Genomic DNA, 17,583 nt, shown 5'->3' on the forward strand with positions numbered 1-17,583 from the left:
TCGGACTGCCTTCCAGCAGGCCCTCCGGGCTTCGTTCTTTCGTGTTTCCAGCTTATCAGATGTTTTCCGCTCCGTTTTCCGGAGTTTCATTCATCCAATCGGCTTTTGCCTTTCGGCGCTCCCGAACTCTACCAGAGTTTCTCGGGCCGTTTTCCCCGGTTGTTCTCGAATTCAAATTCGAGGACGTTTCCGAGGGGCTGTCCCGTGGGGCAACCCGGAGAACATTACGCACCGGGCCGCCCCACGTCAAACCGGCCGCAGCCGGGGACGGACGAGCGTCAGAGCTCGAACGGTGGGCGTCAGACCTCGACGACGACCGGCAGGATCATCGGCCGGCGGCGGTAGTTGTCCGCGACCCACTTGCCGATGGTGCGGCGGACGAGCTGCTGCACCTGACGGGGCTCCAGCACGCCGTCGCTCGCCGAGCGGTCCAGGGCCTCCTGGAGCTTGGCGACGACCGGGACGAACGCGTTGTCGTCGATGCCGGAACCCCGGGCCTGGATGGTCGGGCCGCCGATGATCTTGCCGTTGGCCGAGTCGACCGCGACGAAGACCGAGATGAAGCCCTCCTCGCCGAGGATCTTGCGGTCCTTGAGCGAGGCCTCGGTGATGTCGCCGACCGAGGAGCCGTCCACGTAGACGTACCCGGCCTGCACCTTGCCGACGATCTTGGCGACGCCACGCTCCAGGTCGACGCAGACGCCGTCCTCGGCGATGACCACGCGGTTGCGCGGCACGCCGGTGGCGATGCCCAGCTCGGCGGCCGCGCGCAGGTGGCGCCACTCGCCGTGGACCGGCATCAGGTTGCGCGGCTTGCAGATGTTGAAGAAGTAGAGCAGCTCGCCGGCCGAGGCGTGGCCGGAGACGTGCACCTTGGCGTTGCCCTTGTGCACGACCTTGGCGCCCCAGCGGGTCAGGCCGTTGATCACCCGGTAGACGGCGTTCTCGTTGCCCGGGATCAGGGAGGACGCCAGGACGACGGTGTCGCCCTCGACGATGCGGATCTGGTGGTCGCGGTTGGCCATCCGGGACAGCGCGGCCATCGGCTCGCCCTGCGAACCGGTGCAGATCAGCACGACCTCCTTGTCCGGGAGGTCGTCCAGCTGCTTGACGTCCACGACCATGTTGCCGGGGACCTTCAGGTAGCCGAGGTCGCGGGCGATGCCCATGTTGCGGACCATCGAGCGGCCGACGAAGGCGACCTTGCGCTTGTACTCGTGCGCGGCGTCCAGGACCTGCTGGATGCGGTGCACGTGGCTGGCGAAGGAGGCGACGATGATGCGCTTGTCGGCGTTGGCGAAGACGTTTCGCAGCGCCGCCGAGATGTCCCGCTCGTGCGGGATGAAGCCGGGGACCTCGGCGTTGGTGGAGTCCACCAGCAGCAGGTCCATGCCCTCCTCGGCCAGCTTGGCGAAGGTCGGCAGGTCGGTGAGGCGGCCGTCGAGCGGCAGCTGGTCCATCTTGAAGTCACCGGTGGCCACGACCATGCCGGCGGGGGTGCGGACGGCCACGGCGAGGGCGTCCGGGATGGAGTGGTTGACCGCGATGAACTCGCAGTCGAAGGGGCCGATGCGCTCGCGCTCGCCCTCCTTGACCTCCAGCACGTACGGGCGGATCCGGTGCTCGGCGAGCTTGGCCTCGATCAGGGCGAGGGTCAGCTTCGAGCCGATCAGCGGGATGTCCGGGTTCTCCCGCAGGAGGAACGGGACGGCGCCGATGTGGTCCTCGTGCCCGTGGGTGAGGACGATGCCGTCGACCTTGTCGAGGCGGTCCCGGATGTAGCTGAAGTCCGGGAGGATCAGGTCCACGCCGGGCTGCTCGTCCTCGGGGAAGAGGACGCCGCAGTCGATGATCAGGATGCGGTCGCCGTACTCGAGGACCGTCATGTTGCGGCCGATCTCGCCGAGGCCGCCGAGCGGAGTGATGCGGAGGGCGCCCTCCTTCAGGGCCGGGGGCGCGCCGAGTTCGGGGTGCGGGTGGCTCAAAAGACTCTCCTCACGACGCACGCCATATGTCCGGGGTCCTCCCCCTGGAGACATATGGCGTGCGTACTCAGTGTCGTTTTCCTACTGGGTCTGTGCTCTCGCGCCTTCGGTCCGGTCCAGCGGCGGACCCTCGGGAGGTCCGGCGAGCCGGGGCGCGCACGTCTGTGTCTGCTACAGGTGTACCCCGCCGGCGGCGAGATCCTGCTTCAATTTCTCGATCTCCTCGGGCGTCGCACCGATCAGGGGCAACCGGAGCGGACCGGCCGGCAGGCCCTGGAGTTCCAGTGCCGCCTTGGCCAGGATGACGCCCTGCGTGCGGAACATACCGCTGAACACCGGCAGCAGGCGCTGGTGGACGCTGGTGGCCTTGACCACATCGCCCGCCAGGTACGCCTCGATCATCGCGCGCAGGTCGGCGGCCACGACGTGTCCGACGACGCTGACGACGCCGGCGGCTCCGACGGACAGCAGCGGCAGGTTCAGGATGTCGTCGCCGGAGTACCAGGCCAGACCGGAGCGGGCGATCGCCCAGGCCGCCGCGCCGAGGTCGCCCTTGGCGTCCTTGTTGGCGACGATCCGCGGGTGCTCGCCGAGGCGGACCAGCGTCTCGTGGCTCAGTGCCACCCCGCTGCGGCCCGGGATGTCGTACAGCATGACCGGCAGCTCGGTCGCGTCGGCGAGGGCGACGGTGTGCCGGTACAGGCCCTCCTGCGGGGGCTTGCTGTAGTACGGCGTGACGGCCAGCAGGCCGTGCGCTCCGGCGGCCTGCGCCTGCCGGGCCAGCTCGGTGCTGTGGTGGGTGTCGTTGGTGCCGACGCCGGCCACCACGTGGGCGCGATCCCCGACCGCCTCCACCACGGCGCGGACGAGCCGGGCCTTCTCGGCATCGCTGGTGGTCGGCGACTCACCGGTGGTGCCGTTGACGACGAGGCCGTCGTTCCCGGAGTCGACGAGGTGCGTGGCGAGGCGCTGGGCGCCGTCGAGGTCGAGTCCGCCGTCGGCGGTGAACGGGGTGACCATCGCGGTCAGGACCCGGCCGAACGGCGTCTGGGGGGTGGAGATCGGAGCCATGCGTCCAAAGCTACTCGTAGGCGGTGGGGCGGTATCCACACCGGTCCAGGGTTCGGACAGGGGGCGGCGGCGGTGAGCGGTGGAAACAGGCGGTGAGATGGGATCCCGGTGCTGCCCGCTCGGGGGTTCGGGCAGCACCGGGATCCGTGTTCACGAATGTAGGGAGCGGTTAGAAAAGCCGCAATCCAGACATGCCAGACACACTGCCCATATGCCCGTCGTCGCAGGTCAGGGGGCGACCCGGCCGTGCTTCTCGAATGCCGCATGGGTGAGCGGCATGAGCTGCGCCCACTGCTCCTCCATCTGCTCGGCGACCATCTCGATCTCGCGCTGCGGGAAGGACGGCACCGCCGAGTTGTCCCGCTTGGTCCGCAGGGACAGGAAGTGCATCAGCGAGCGCGAGTTGCAGGTCGCGTACATCGAGGAGAACAGGCCGACCGGCAGCACCGCGCGGGCCACCTCGCGGGCGACCCCGGCGGCGAGCATCTCCTGGTAGCGCGCGTAGGACTCGCGGTACGCGGCCTCCATCGCCCCGGTGGTGGTCTCGTGCTGCTCGGGCGTGCCGGGGGTGAACTCGTACTTGCCCGGGCGGCCCTGCTGGACCAGCTTGCGGTCCTCCGCCGGGACGTAGAACACCGGGTCCAGCTGACGGTAGCGGCCGGACTCCTCGTTGTACGACCAGCCGCTGCGGTGCCGGTGGAACTCCCGGAACACGAAGATCGGCGCACTGATGAAGAAGGTCATCGAGTTGTGCTCGAAGGGCGTGCCGTGACGGTCGCGCATCAGGAAGTTGATCAGGCCCTTGGACTTCTCCGGGTCCTGCGAGAGCGCCTCCAGGGACTGCTCCCCCGCGGTCGAGACCCGGGCCGCCCAGATGACGTCCGAGTCGGCGGCAGCGCTGCGGACCAGCTCCACCGTCACGTCGCTGCGGAAGCTGGGGGCCGTCGGTTCGTCGCTCACGCGTTGCTCCTTGCGGGTTCGGTGCTGTGCAGCTTGATGGCGTGGTGCATGGTCTTGCGGGCTCGCGGGGTGTCACCGGCGTCGGCGTAGGCCACGGCGAGGCGGAACCAGACCCGCCAGTCGCCCGGCGCGGCCTCCGCCTCGCCCTGGCGGCGGGCGAAGACCTCGTCGGCCGAGGCCCGGTCGATCCGCCCCCCGGTGGTGCGCTTCAGCTCGTCCACCGGAAGGCCGCCCTCGGCCTCCAGCTGCCGGGCGAGCAGCTCGCTGTCCCGTCCGAAGCGGACGGTCTGGCGCAGGAACCAGACGCCGATCACCGGGATGACGAAGGCGCACACGCCGATGCCGATGCCGAGCGGCTTTCCGGTGGCGACCAGCTGGACGCCCTCGCCCACGCAGATCAGGGCGACCAGCAGCAGCACGCCGGACAGGACGAAGAAACCGGTACGGGAGGTCATGTCGGGCTCACAGGTCCAGGAAGTGTTCGAGGCCGAGGGTCAGCCCCGGCGTCCCGACGACCTTGCGCACGCCCAGCAGGATGCCCGGCATGAAGCTGCTGTGGTGCAGCGAGTCGTGCCGGATGGTGAGCGTCTCGCCGGTGTCGCCGAACATCACCTGCTGGTGGGCCAGCAGGCCGCGCAGCCGCACGGCGTGCACCGGCACCCCGTCCACGTCGGCGCCGCGCGCCCCGGGCAGGCCGTGGGTGGTCGGGTCCTGCTGCGGCGGGCGGCCGGCCTCGGCGCGGGCGGCCGCGATCAGCTGGGCCGTCCGGGTGGCGGTTCCGCTCGGGGCGTCGGCCTTGCGGTCGTGGTGCAGCTCGACCACCTCGACCGACTCGAAGTACTTCGCCGCGACCTGGGAGAACTTCATGCCGAGGATCGCGCCGATGGAGAAGTTCGGGGCGACCAGCAGGCCCAGCCCGGGGGCCTGGTCCAGCCAGCCGCGGACGGTGGCGAGCCGCTCGTCCGTCCAGCCGGTGGTGCCGGTGACCACGTGGATGCCGTGGTGCAGGCAGTGGTCCAGGTTCCCCATCACCGAGTCCGGGTGGGTCAGCTCGACGACGACCTGCGCCCCGGCGTCGGTCAGCTCCTCCAGCTTCGACCCGCGGCCCAGGGCGGCCACCAGTTCCAGGTCCGGCGCGGCCTCGACGGCCTTGACCGCCTCGGAGCCGATCCGGCCCCGGGCGCCGATCACGGCGACACGCAGCGTCATAGCGAAAACTCCTCTCACACCAGCAGATCGGCGAGCTTGGCGGCCCGCTTGTCGTTGACCGGGCCGATCAGCGCCAGCGACGGCCGGTACGCGCCCAGCACATCACGGGCCACCGCGTGGACGTCCTCCAGGGTCACGGCGGCGATCCGGCCCAGCATGTCGTCCACCGACAGGTGGTGGCCGTAGCTGAGCTCGGCCTTGCCGATCCGGTTCATCAGCGAACCGGTGTCCTCCATGCCGAGCACGGTGGAGCCGGAGATCTGCCCGATCGCGCGCTGCAGCTCCTCCTCGGTGATGCCCTCGGCGACCACCTTGGCCAGCTCGGCGCGGCAGATCCGCAGCACCTCCTCGACCCGCTTGGGCTGGCAGCCGGCGTAGATGCCGAACAGGCCGCTGTCCGCGTAGGACGAGGAGTAGGAGTACACCGAGTACGCCAGGCCGCGCTTCTCGCGGACCTCCTGGAACAGCCGGGAGCTCATCCCGCCGCCGAGGGCCGCGTTGAGCACGCCCATCGCCCAGCGGCGCTCGTCGTGCCGCGGCACGCCCGGCACGCCCAGGACCAGGTGGGCCTGCTCGGTGGACCGGTTGAGCACCTCGACCTTCCCGGCCGTGCGCAGCGCCTTGACGCCGCGGCGGGCCTCGGCGGGCGCCGCGTCGGAGCGGGCCAGCATCGGCGCGAAGGCCTGCTCGACCTGCTTGACGACCTTGCGGTGGTCCAGGTTCCCGGCCGCCGAGACGACCAGGTTCTCGGGCCGGTAGCGGCGGTGGTAGAAGCCGGCGATCTGGTCCCGGGTGAGCGCCTTGATGGTCTCCTGGGTGCCGAGGATCGGGCGGCCGAGCGGGCCCGTGCCGTAGATCACCCGGGCGAACAGGTCGTGCACCACGTCGCCCGGGTCGTCCTCGGCCATCGCCATCTCCTCGAGGATGACGCCGCGCTCGGCGTCGACGTCCTCGGGGCGGATCAGCGAGCCGGTGAGCATGTCGCAGACCACGTCGATGGCCAGCGGCAGGTCGGTGTCCAGGACCCGGGCGTAGTAGCAGGTGTTCTCCTTCGCGGTGAAGGCGTTCATCTCCCCGCCGACCGCGTCCAGGGCCGCCGAGATGTCCAGCGCGCTGCGCCGCTCGGTGCCCTTGAAGAGCAGGTGCTCCAGGTAGTGCGTGGCGCCGTTGAGCTGCGGGGTCTCGTCCCGCGAGCCGACGCCGACCCAGATGCCGAAGGTCGCGGACCGCACCGTCGGCAGGGTCTCGGTGACGACCCGCAGGCCGCCGGGGAGGACGGTGCGGCGCACCGTGCCGGCGCCGTCGACGCCCTTGAGCAGGGTCCGGGTGCTGCCGGGACGCTGCTTTACCGCCGGGGCCTGCGCCACGGGGGGTACCTCCAGAGGAAACGCACGCGAGGAAGGCACGTGCGGACGTAAGCGTGTGGACAACGGGGTGCGGCCCGCACGCCGGGAGGCGTACGGGCCGCAAGGGGTCAGCTAGCGGCGCTTCACTCGGAAGCGGCCTCGCCGGCCTCCTCGCCCTCGACGACCGGGATCAGGGAGAGCTTGCCGCGCGGGTCGATCTCGGCGATCTCGACCTGGACCTTGGCGCCGACGCCGAGGACGTCCTCGACGTTCTCGACGCGCTTGCCGCCGGCCAGCTTGCGGATCTGCGAGATGTGCAGCAGGCCGTCCTTGCCCGGCATCAGCGACACGAACGCGCCGAACGTCGTGGTCTTGACCACGGTGCCCAGGTAGCGCTCGCCGACCTCCGGCATGGTCGGGTTGGCGATCTGGTTGATCGTGGTGCGGGCGGCCTCGGCGGCCGGGCCGTCGGCGGCACCGATGTAGATGGTGCCGTCGTCCTCGATCGTGATCTCGGCGCCGGTGTCCTCCTGGATCTGGTTGATCATCTTGCCCTTGGGGCCGATGACCTCACCGATCTTGTCCACCGGGATCTTGATGGTGATGATGCGCGGCGCGTTCGGGGACATCTCGTCCGGGGAGTCGATGGCCTCGTTCATCACGTCGAGGATGTGCAGGCGGGCGTCCTTGGCCTGCTTCAGCGCGGCGGCGAGCACCGACGCCGGGATGCCGTTCAGCTTGGTGTCCAGCTGGAGGGCGGTGATGAAGTTGCGGGTACCGGCGACCTTGAAGTCCATGTCGCCGTACGCGTCCTCGGCGCCGAGGATGTCGGTCAGCGTGACGTAGTGGGTCTCGCCGTCGATCTCCTGGGAGATCAGGCCCATGGCGATGCCGGCCACGGCGGCCTTCAGCGGCACACCGGCGTTCAGCAGCGACATGGTCGAGGCGCAGACCGAGCCCATCGAGGTGGAGCCGTTGGAGCTGAGCGCCTCGGAGACCTGGCGGATGGCGTACGGGAAGTCCTCGCGCGAGGGCAGCACGGGCAGGATGGCCCGCTCGGCCAGCGCGCCGTGGCCGATCTCGCGGCGCTTGGGCGAGCCCACGCGGCCGGTCTCGCCGACGGAGTACGGCGGGAAGTTGTAGTTGTGCATGTAGCGGCGACGCGTCTCCGGGGAGAGCGTGTCCAGCTGCTGCTCCATGCGGAGCATGTTCAGCGTGGTGACACCCAGGATCTGGGTCTCGCCGCGCTCGAACAGGGCCGAGCCGTGCACCCGCGGGATGGCCTCGACCTCGGCGGCCAGGGTGCGGATGTCGGTGACGCCGCGGCCATCGATGCGGATCTTGTCCGTGATGACGCGCTCGCGGACGATCTTCTTGGTCAGCGCGTTGTAGGCGGCGCTGATCTCCTTCTCGCGGCCCTCGAACTCGGGGAGCAGCTTCTCGGCGGCCAGCGCCTTGACGCGGTCCAGCTCGGTGTTGCGCTCCTGCTTGCCCGGGATGGTCAGGGCCTGGGCCAGCTCGTCCTTGACGGCGGCGGTCAGCGCGGCGAGGACGTCGTCCTGGTAGTCCAGGAAGACCGGGAACTCGCCGGTCGGCTTGGCGGCCTGGGCGGCGAGCTGCGACTGCGCGGCGCAGAGGACCTTGATGAACGGCTTGGCGGCGTCGAGGCCGGAGGCGACGATCTCCTCGGTCGGCGCCTCGGCGCCGCCCTCGACCAGCTTGATGGTCTTGTCGGTGGCCTCGGCCTCGACCATCATGATCGCGACGTCGCCGTCCGGCAGGACGCGACCGGCGACGACCATGTCGAAGACGGCCGACTCCAGCTCGCTGTGGGTCGGGAAGGCGACCCACTGGCCGTTGATCAGCGCGACGCGGACGCCACCGATCGGGCCGGAGAACGGCAGGCCCGCCAGCTGGGTGGAGGCGGAGGCGGCGTTGATCGCGACCACGTCGTACAGGTGGTCGGGGTTGAGCGCCATCACGGTGACGACGACCTGGACCTCGTTGCGCAGGCCCTTGACGAAGGACGGGCGCAGCGGGCGGTCGATCAGGCGGCAGGTGAGGATCGCGTCCTCGGAGGGCCGGCCCTCGCGACGGAAGAACGAGCCGGGGATGCGGCCCGCGGCGTACATCCGCTCCTCGACGTCCACGGTCAGCGGGAAGAAGTCGAAGTGCTCCTTCGGCTGCTTGGACGCGCTGGTGGCCGACAGCACCATGGTGTCGTCGTCCAGGTAGGCCACGGCGGAGCCGGCGGCCTGACGGGCCAGGCGGCCGGTCTCGAAGCGGATGGTACGGGTGCCGAAGGAACCGTTGTCGATCACGGCTTCGGCATAGAACACGTTCTCTTCCACCTGGAAGATCTCCTCTTTCGTACGTCTCCGGGAGAGCGTCCCCGCGCACTTCCTGCCGGTGGCCCTGGGTGCCCCCGTCAGGGAGGGCTGCAGTCGGGCCGGTCTTCGATCGAAGCCTCCGGAGTGCCCCGCTCGGTCTGCGGGGGTTCCGACGGCCACTACCGAGGACCGGCGCCTCACGACTGCCGGGCCGGGGCGGGCGTTCCGCGTCTGGACGCTCTCTCGGATGCGGGCGGCTTCCGTTTGAAGCCTTCGTCCCGCGGGGGGGTTCGGGTCTGTCTGCCCGGGTGGCGCGCTGGTGCGCCATCACCCGGCATGCCCACAACCCTACGGTGCAATCCTCGGCCACCCGGGGAGGTGCGCGCGAGTTGTTATGTCAGGGCGCCGCGGCCCGACGGCCGCGGCATACGCGCGAGGGGCGGCTCCCCGGTGTGGGGAGCCGCCCCGAGCGGCGGTCTTAGCGGGCGCCACCGGCGGCACCGCGACGGATGCCCAGGCGGTCGACGAGCGTACGGAAGCGCTCGATGTCCTTCTTGGCCAGGTACTGCAGCAGGCGGCGGCGCTGGCCGACCAGGATCAGCAGGCCACGACGCGAGTGGTGGTCGTGCTTGTGCAGCTTGAGGTGCTCGGTCAGGTCCGAGATGCGGCGGGAGAGCATGGCCACCTGGACCTCGGGGGAGCCGGTGTCGCCCTCCTTCTGGCCGAACTCGGCGATGATCTGCTTCTTGACGTCAGAGGCGAGAGCCACTGCAACTCCTTCGGGGTCTACCGAGCGGTCCTGGTCGACAGCACAGGACTCATCGAGAACTCGGTGTCGTGAGAGCGGCCGGCGCGCTGCAGCCCACGGAGGGGCGGCGGACACACGGCTGCGCTCGGAGGCCAAGCGTACCAGTGCCGCCCATCCGGCTGTCCGCCACCCCCGAGGGGGGTGGCGGAGCGTTCCCGGGAGGGGCGGCGGGCGGCACCGGCGCGGGTCAGCCGGTGGCCCCGCGGACCAGTCGGTAGATGTCCAGGACGGCGAGCGCCAGCGGGACCAGCGAGATCAGCGTGAGGCTGTCGACCAGGTCCAGGATGCGCCCCCAGAACGGGGAGACGCCGAGCCGGGGCACCACCAGGGCGATCGCGACGAGCAGCGCGGCGCCGAACGCGATGGAGGTGGCCAGCCAGACCGTGCGCAGGTCGAGCTGGGTGGTGGAGCCCGCGACCCGCAGGAAGAACTGCGGGGTGTGCAGGGACAGCCCGACGATCAGCAGGGACAGCCCGAGCAGGCCGGCCACGGTGAGGCTGAGCACCTGTGCGGTGTAGCGGAACAGCCGGGCGCGCAGCATGGTGGCCAGGCCCAGGGTGAGCGCGAGCAGCTCGGGGAAGGTCTCGTCGGTGAAGCCGAGGACCGCGCAGGCACCGACCACGACCGCGGCGCAGCCGCCGACCAGGCCGACCAGCACCTCGTGGCCGCGGCGGGCCTGGTGGGCGATCTTCTCGTACTGGACGGCCTCGGCGCGCTCGGCCTCCTCGTCGTAGTCACGGCTGCGGGTGCGGGTCTGGCCGGGGGCGCTGAAGCCGACCGGCAGCCGGGCGAAGCGGGCGGAGAGGCTGGGCAGGAAGCCGACGGCGGCGACGGCGGCGACGCCGGTGACGGCGGCGATGTGCCCGGCCGGGGTCTCCGGCATCAGGACCGCGGCGAAGGTGGCGAGCGCGCCGGCGGTGGCGACCAGGGCGGCGGCGACGAACACCGCGTCCTTCTCCGGCAGCAGGCCGGTCAGCAGCACGGCGACCACCAGGACGGTCACGCAGCCGGCCAGGAACTGGACCCGGCCGGGGCCGTCCCACGGGTGGGCGACGGCGATGAGGCCGCTGCCGCCGATCATGGCGTGCGGCAGCGCGCCGAGGCCGAGGGCGAGGGCGGCATGGGGGTCCTGGTAGACCCGGGCGCGCACGCCGGCCAGCGCGGTGAGCACCACGGCGATCACGCCGGCCAGGACGCCGGGCAGGCCGTGCATGTCGTGGCGCAGGTCGGAGAACCAGAGCGCGAAGCCGAGCAGGGTGAGCAGCACCCCGGCCCCGATCAGGCCGAAGCCGCGCATCAGCTCGGCGGTCCAGAACCGGCGGTCGGTCTCGACGGCGCTGGCGATCGCGTCGGCGACGTCGTCGTAGACCGCCGGCGGGAGGGACTCGGCGAACGGGCGCAGCGCGAGCAGGTCGCCGTCGCGGACCTGCTGGGCGGCCAGCGGCAGACCGCTGTCGAGGACCGTGCCGTCGCGGCGGACCAGGTGGAAGCCGGTGGGGGCGCCGTCGGGCTGGCTCTGGTTGGCCAGGCGCAGCACCTCGGGGTAGACGTCCGCGAGCGGGACGTCCTCGGGCAGGGCGACGTCGATCCGGCGGTCCGGGGCGACGACCGTCACCCGGCAGTAACCGGTCGCGGCGGCACTGGTCATGCCCCCACCTCGCTCCTTCGACGCACGTGGCGCTCCCCCTTGTTGACGGTGCCGAGGCACGGCGGCGCTCGGTGTGGCGGCGGAACCGGCCCGACCGGGACGCGAGTTGACGCAGCGTCACCCTACCCGCTCGGTCGGTGACCGGGGCCCGGCGGGCGGTGCGGGGGCGACCGTTAGGATCGGCGCCTGCGCAAAGGTACGGGGGCCTGCGCCGTGTGGGGCGTCCTCAGCCGCCGGAATCCCGTACGGACCGTACGCAGTCGCGTGAGGCTGATGCCGAAGTCATCGATCGACGCCACGGGGTGGATGACACATGGGTGTGATCACGGTCAAGCGACCGGCCAGGGCCTATCCGCCCACCGTGCCGGACGAGCCGGTGGAGCTGGTGAGCCCGCCCGAACTGCCCCGGCAGGGCAGCGAGGACTGGCTGATGAGCATCCTGCCGATGCTCGGTATGGGCGGGTCGGCGGTGTTCTTCTTCTCGCCCGGCGCGGCCGCTCCGATGAAGATCATGGGCGGTCTGGTGATCGTCTCGACGGTCGGCATGGCGCTGGCCCAGATCGTGCGGGCCCGCAAGGGCGGCTCGACCGCGATGGCGGACGAGCGGCGCGACTACCTCAAGTACCTGCAGCAGACCCGCCGTCAGGTGCGCCGCACGGCGGAGCGCCAGCGCGGTGCGCTGCTGTTCCTGAACCCGGCGCCGGACCAGCTGTGGTCGATCGTCGAGGACGGCCGTCGACTGTGGGAGCGGCGCACCGGGGACGGCGACTTCGCGCAGATCCGGGTCGGCCTCGGGCCGGTGCAGCTGTCCACGCCGCTGATGGCGCCGCAGACCGCGCCGATGGACGAGCTGGAGCCGCTGTCGGCGGCCGCCATGCACTCCTTCCTGAAGGCGCACGGCACCCTGCAGGACCTGCCGTTGGCGGTGTCGCTGCGGGCCTTCTACCACATCACGGTGTGCGGGGACCCGGACTCGGTGTGCGGCACCGTGCGCGCGATGATCGCCCAGTTGACCACCCTGCACTCGCCGGACGACCTGATGGTGGCGGTCGCGGCGGCGCCCGGCGCGGCCGAGGAGTGGGAGTGGGCCAAGTGGCTCCCGCACAACCAGCACCGCAAGGACGCCGACGGCGCGGGCTCGCGCCGGCTGTTCGCCGCCGACCTGGGCGATCTGGAGTACCTGCTGCAGGACGAGCTGGCCGGTCGCCAGCGCTTCGTCCGGGACGCGGCACCCGCCGCGGACCAGCCGCACCTGGTGGTCGTCATGGACGGCGCCGGGGTGCCGCACGACTCGCTGCTGGCGAGCCCCGAGGGCGTGCAGGGCGTGACGGTCATCGAGGTGGTCCCGGGCGAGGTCGACGAGCCGAGCGGGCACCTGATGGTGACGGTCAACGCCGAGGAACTGGTGCTGCGTTCGGCCTCCGGCGCGACGTACACCGGCAAGCCGGACCTGCTCTCGGTGTGGCAGTCCGAGGCGCTGGCCCGGCAGTTGGCGCCGTACCGGGTCTCGGCCGGCGGTGACGACGAACCGCTGCTGTCCAACCTGGACTTCACCGACATGATGAGCTCGGGCGACCCGGGCTCCTTCGACGTGAACCGCAGCTGGCGCCAGCGCGCCCAGCACGAGCGGATGCGGGTGCCGATCGGCGTCGGCGCCAACGGCGAGCACGTCTACCTGGACATCAAGGAGGCCGCGCTGGAGGGCATGGGCCCGCACGGCCTGTGCGTCGGCGCGACCGGTTCCGGCAAGTCGGAGCTGCTGCGCACCCTGGTGCTCGCGCTGGCGATGACGCACTCCTCGGAGATCCTGAACTTCGTCCTCGCCGACTTCAAGGGCGGTGCGACCTTCTCCGGCATGGCCGACATGCCGCACACCTCCGCGGTGATCACCAACCTGGAGGGCGAGCTCACCCTGGTCGACCGCATGCGCGACGCGATCGAGGGCGAGCTGCACCGCCGCCAGGAGCTGCTGCGCTCGGCGGGCAACTACGCCAACATCCACGAGTACGAGCGGGCCCGGGCGGCCGGCGCGGCGCTGGACCCGCTGCCCTCGCTGGTGCTGATCATCGACGAGTTCTCCGAGCTCCTCACCGCCAAGCCGGACTTCATCGAGATGTTCATCCAGATCGGCCGGATCGGCCGGTCGCTGGGCGTGCACCTGCTGCTGGCCTCGCAGCGCCTGGAGGAGGGCAAGCTGCGCGGCCTGGACACCTACCTCTCCTACCGGATCGGTCTGCGCACCTTCTCGGCGGCCGAGTCGCGGGCGGCGATCGGCGTGCCGGACGCCTACCACCTGCCGCCGGTGCCGGGCGTCGGCTACCTGAAGTTCGGCGAGGACGTGATGGACCGGTTCAAGGCCGCGTACGTCTCGGGGCCGTACCGGGCGCCGGGGCAGCAGCGGTCGACCGGCGGGCGGCGGGTCGCCGCCCGCCCGGTGGAGTTCACCGCGGCCTTCGTGGACCTGCCGGACCCGGTGGAGGAGGAGGCGCCGCCAGCACCGGAGCAGGACGACGCGCTGGTGGACACCGTGCTGGACGTCTTCGTCCAGCGGATGGCCGGCCAGGGCCCGGCCGCGCACCAGGTGTGGCTGCCGCCGCTGGAGGAGGCGCCGAGCATGGACCACCTGCTGCCGCCGCTGCAGGTCGCGCCGGATCGCGGGCTGACCGCTCCCGGCTACCCGGCGGGGCGCCTGCGGGTACCGATCGGCATCGTGGACCGGCCGCGCGAGCAGAAGACGGACATCCTGGAGGTCGACTACGCGGGGGCGGCCGGCCACGGCCTGGTCGTGGGCGGTCCGCGCTCGGGCAAGTCGACCGTGGTGCGCACCGCGGTCGCCTCGTTCGCCCTCACCCACACCCCGCTGGAGGTGCAGTTCTACCTGCTGGACTTCGGCGCCGGCAGCTTCCGGTCGCTGGCCGGGCTGCCGCACGTCGGCGGGGTGGCCGGGCGCCTGGACGTGGACAAGGTCCGCCGGATGGTCTCCGAGGTGCACGGGGTGATGAACCGGCGCGAGGAGCTGTTCCGGGCCACCGGGATCGACACCATCGGCACCTACCGGGCCCGCCGGGCGGCCGGGCAGCTGCCGGACGAGGCCTTCGGCGACGTCTTCCTGGTGATCGACGGCTGGAACACCTTCAAGCAGGAGTTCGAGGGTCTGGAGCCGGTGATCGGCGACATCGCCCAGCGCGGCCTCGGCTACGGCGTCCACCTGATCATCACCGCGGCCCGCTACGCGGAGGTCCGCCCGGCCCTGAAGGACCTGCTGCAGAACCGCACCGAGTTGAAGCTCGGTGACCCGATGGAGTCCGAGGTGGACCGGCGGTCGGCGCAGAACGTGCCGCCGCAGGCCGGTCGCGGCATCACCCCGGAGCGGCTGCACTTCCTGTCCGGCCTGCCGCGCCTGGACGGCTCCTCCGGCATCGACGACCTGCAGGAGGGCGTGGCCGGACTGGTCGGCGCGATCGACGGGGCCTGGAGCGGGCCGCGCGCGCCGCAGGTGCGGATGCTGCCGGCCGTGCTGGACGGGCACTCGCTGCCGAAGGGCTTCGAGCACCCGGAGCGCGGCGTGGCCTTCGGCGTGGACGAGGCGGAGCTGGCACCGGCCTTCGTCAACTTCGAGACCGACCCGCTGTTCATCGTCTTCGGCGACACCGAGTCGGGGAAGTCGGCGGTGCTGCGGATGCTGATCAAGCAGATCACCGAGCGTTACACGCCGGACCAGGCGGGCATCGTGGTCGGCGACTACCGGCGCGCGCTGCTGGGGACGGTGCCGCCGGAGTACCTGGTCGAGTCCGCGGCGGCCCGACCCGCCATGTCGGCCGTGGTGGACATGCTGCGCGGGGCCTGCTCCCGCCGTCTCCCCGGCCCGGACGTGACCGCCGAACAGCTGCGCAACCGCAGCTGGTACAGCGGCAAGGACATGTTCGTGGTCGTCGACGACTACGAACTGGTCGCGACGGGCTCGGGCAACCCGCTGGCGCCGCTGGCCGAGTTCCTGCCGTTCGCGCGGGACATCGGCCTGCGGGTGATCGTGGCCCGCAGCGCGGGCGGCGCCGGCCGCTCGCTGTACGAGCCGGTGCTGCAGCGGATGCGCGAGCTGGGCGGCCAGGGCGTGATCCTGTCCGGCAGCCGGGACGAGGGCGCGCTGCTGGGAACGGTCAAGCCGCAGGCGCTGCCGCCGGGCCGCGGCATCTACGTGTCACGCCGCGTGACCGGCGGGCAGATGGTCCAGACGGGCTGGCTGCCGGTCGCTTAGCCGGGCCGTCCGTCACGGACGGTGATCGAAGGGGTCGGACTCCCGGGAGTCCGACCCCTTCGGCGTCCCAGGTGCTGAAACGTTACCTAGATCTTTCCCGGCGGGTGCTGCGGTTCCCGCACCCGGCCGGGGCGTCCCCGAGGCCTTCGGGGACGCCTGGGCGTACCGCCGCCCATCCAGACCGAGACCTTCGAATGGCAGCCTTCAACCCTTTGTTCACCTTCGATTCAATCGAGATCCAGTTCAGGTAACAAGTCGGACAAAGCACACAATGGCCGAACGTGATCATCGGATCGCATGTTTATGCCGTTTGCCGCAACGGATTCCGAAGCAGTTCCGACGTTGACGCAATCAATACGCCCAAGGTTCCATGGCGGCCCGGGAGCGACTGGACCAGAACCCGAGCAACCAGCCCAGCGGAGGCGATACCGCTCCCACCCCAGGACCGCACAGAGCCGATCGGAAGCCACATGACCGACACGCTTCGCCCGCCACAGCACGTAGCCGCCCCGGCGGCCGAGGCGGCCGCGCCCCAGCAGCTCAAGCGCTCGATCGGCGTGGTGGGCGGCACCCTGCTCACGCTGTCCTGCGTCACCCCGGCATCGACGCTCTTCGTGATCGTGCCCGAGCTGTTCTCCAGCATCGGCAGCGCCACCGCCCTGGCCATCGCCATCGGCACCGTGCTCTGCGTCGCGGTCGCGTTCTGCTACTCCGAACTCGGCACCCTGATCCCCAGCGCCGGCGGCGAGTACGCCATGGTCGGCACCCTGGCCGGACGGCTGATGGGCTGGCTGGTCTTCGTGCTCTCGCTGATCGTGGTGATGATCGTCCCCTCGGTCATCGCCCTCGGCACCGCCGACTACCTCGCACCCGTGCTGCACCTCGACAAGGCCATGACCGGCGCCGCCGTGATGCTCGCCGCCACCCTGGCCGGCCTGCTCGACCTGCGTGCCAACGCCTGGATCACCGGCATCTTCCTGGTCCTGGAGGTCATCGCGGCCGGCGTCGTCTCGGTGCTCGGCTTCGCCCACGCCAACGGCAACGCCCCCAGCCTGCTGCACGGCGTGGTCGCCGGGGACGGCGGTACCACCACCACGGTGAGCGTCGGCGCCATCGTCGGCGCACTCGGCATCGCCCTGTTCATCACCCAGGGCTTCTCCACCGCCGTCTACCTGTCCGAGGAGCTGGAGAACCCCCGCCGCAACGTCTCCCGCACCGTGCTGTGGACGCTCGGCATCTCCGCCGCCGTCATCCTGATCCCGGTCGTCGCCATCACCATGGGCGCCCCCGACCTGCAGACCCTGACCTCCGGCGACATCTCCGGCATGGTCACCGCCTGGAGCAACTCCGCGGTCGGCACCTTCATCAGCCTCTGCGTCGCGCTGGCCATCATCAACGCCGGCATCGTCATGGTCATCCAGAACTCCCGGGTGCTGTTCGCCTCCGCCCGCGACAAGGCCTGGCCCGAGCCGGTCAACAAGGCCTTCGCCACCCTCGGCCGCTTCGGCTCCCCCTGGATCGCCACCCTGGCCGTCGGCCTGCCCGGCGCCGCGCTCTGCTTCGTCAAGGGCGAGCTGCTCAGCAACATCACCGGCGTCGCCGTCACCGGCATGTACCTGCTGGTCGCGATCGCCGCGCTGCTCTCCCGCCGTGCCCACCACAAGCACGCCGCCGCCTGGCGGATGCCGCTGTGGCCCGCCGTCCCGATCGCCCTGGTCGCCGTCCTGCTCTACGTGATGACCAAGCTGGACGCGGAGCCCCTGCTGTGGACCGGCGGCATCACCGCCGTCGCCACCCTGTACTGGCTGTTCTACCTGCGCCCCCGCCAGGAGACCCGCTGGGTGATCAGCCTCCCCGAGGACCAGCAGGGCTGACCCCCCGGTCCCCCACCTCCCCCACACAGCGGTGGCCCCGGCTCCACCCCGCCCCGGGCCCCACACCACTCACACCGCAAGCAAAACCCCGCCGCGG

At 71.1% G+C, this 17,583-nt stretch carries 11 protein-coding genes; 2 read left to right on the forward strand and 9 right to left on the reverse strand.

What is annotated here, in order from left to right; translation table 11 throughout:
* Nucleotides 1-299 precede the first annotated feature (299 nt).
* The 9 genes from ACFV04_RS38980 to eccD form a co-directional block, all read right to left on the reverse strand.
* Nucleotides 300-1,985 carry a ribonuclease J gene (locus ACFV04_RS38980; protein WP_380535743.1) on the reverse strand — a complete coding sequence of 562 codons (1,686 nt, stop codon included), beginning with the start codon at nt 1,983-1,985 and terminating at the stop codon, nt 300-302.
* 171 nt (nt 1,986-2,156) lie between these two features.
* Nucleotides 2,157-3,056 carry a 4-hydroxy-tetrahydrodipicolinate synthase gene (gene dapA, locus ACFV04_RS38985; RefSeq protein WP_380346648.1) on the reverse strand — a complete coding sequence of 300 codons (900 nt, stop codon included), beginning with the start codon at nt 3,054-3,056 and terminating at the stop codon, nt 2,157-2,159.
* 228 nt (nt 3,057-3,284) lie between these two features.
* Complete coding sequence (gene thyX / locus ACFV04_RS38990) at nt 3,285-4,016, reverse strand: FAD-dependent thymidylate synthase (RefSeq protein WP_360263241.1); 732 nt, start codon at nt 4,014-4,016, stop codon at nt 3,285-3,287.
* Nucleotides 4,013-4,471, reverse strand: coding sequence for a tetratricopeptide repeat protein (locus ACFV04_RS38995; protein ID WP_380346647.1), 459 nt, complete (start codon nt 4,469-4,471; stop codon nt 4,013-4,015). The genes thyX and ACFV04_RS38995 overlap by 4 nt, the downstream gene beginning before the upstream one ends.
* A 7-nt stretch (nt 4,472-4,478) precedes the next feature.
* On the reverse strand, nt 4,479-5,225 hold the full coding sequence (dapB, locus tag ACFV04_RS39000) for a 4-hydroxy-tetrahydrodipicolinate reductase (RefSeq protein ID WP_360263247.1): 747 nt from the start codon (nt 5,223-5,225) through the stop codon (nt 4,479-4,481).
* A gap of 14 nt (nt 5,226-5,239) precedes the next feature.
* Nucleotides 5,240-6,592: a pitrilysin family protein gene (locus tag ACFV04_RS39005; protein WP_360263249.1), complete on the reverse strand. Its 1,353-nt coding sequence runs from the start codon at nt 6,590-6,592 to the stop codon at nt 5,240-5,242.
* Nucleotides 6,593-6,714: 122 nt separating this feature from the next.
* On the reverse strand, nt 6,715-8,922 hold the full coding sequence (locus tag ACFV04_RS39010; RefSeq protein ID WP_360263252.1) for a polyribonucleotide nucleotidyltransferase: 2,208 nt from the start codon (nt 8,920-8,922) through the stop codon (nt 6,715-6,717).
* Nucleotides 8,923-9,379: 457 nt separating this feature from the next.
* Nucleotides 9,380-9,670 (reverse strand): 30S ribosomal protein S15, encoded by a 291-nt coding sequence (gene rpsO / locus ACFV04_RS39015; RefSeq protein ID WP_030245440.1) that lies wholly within the window; start codon nt 9,668-9,670, stop codon nt 9,380-9,382.
* A 226-nt stretch (nt 9,671-9,896) separates the two neighbouring features.
* Complete coding sequence (gene eccD, locus ACFV04_RS39020; RefSeq protein ID WP_380535746.1) at nt 9,897-11,357, reverse strand: type VII secretion integral membrane protein EccD; 1,461 nt, start codon at nt 11,355-11,357, stop codon at nt 9,897-9,899.
* Nucleotides 11,358-11,670: 313 nt separating this feature from the next.
* Between eccD and eccCa the strand changes: the two genes are divergently transcribed.
* On the forward strand, nt 11,671-15,612 hold the full coding sequence (eccCa, locus tag ACFV04_RS39025) for a type VII secretion protein EccCa (protein ID WP_380535748.1): 3,942 nt from the start codon (nt 11,671-11,673) through the stop codon (nt 15,610-15,612).
* Nucleotides 15,613-16,082: 470 nt separating this feature from the next.
* Nucleotides 16,083-17,486 (forward strand): APC family permease, encoded by a 1,404-nt coding sequence (locus tag ACFV04_RS39030; RefSeq protein WP_380346644.1) that lies wholly within the window; start codon nt 16,083-16,085, stop codon nt 17,484-17,486.
* The last annotated feature ends 97 nt before the right edge of the window (nt 17,487-17,583 follow it).

It is taken from the genome of Kitasatospora sp. NPDC059599, assembly GCF_042735125.1.
GTDB lineage: Bacteria > Actinomycetota > Actinomycetes > Streptomycetales > Streptomycetaceae > Kitasatospora.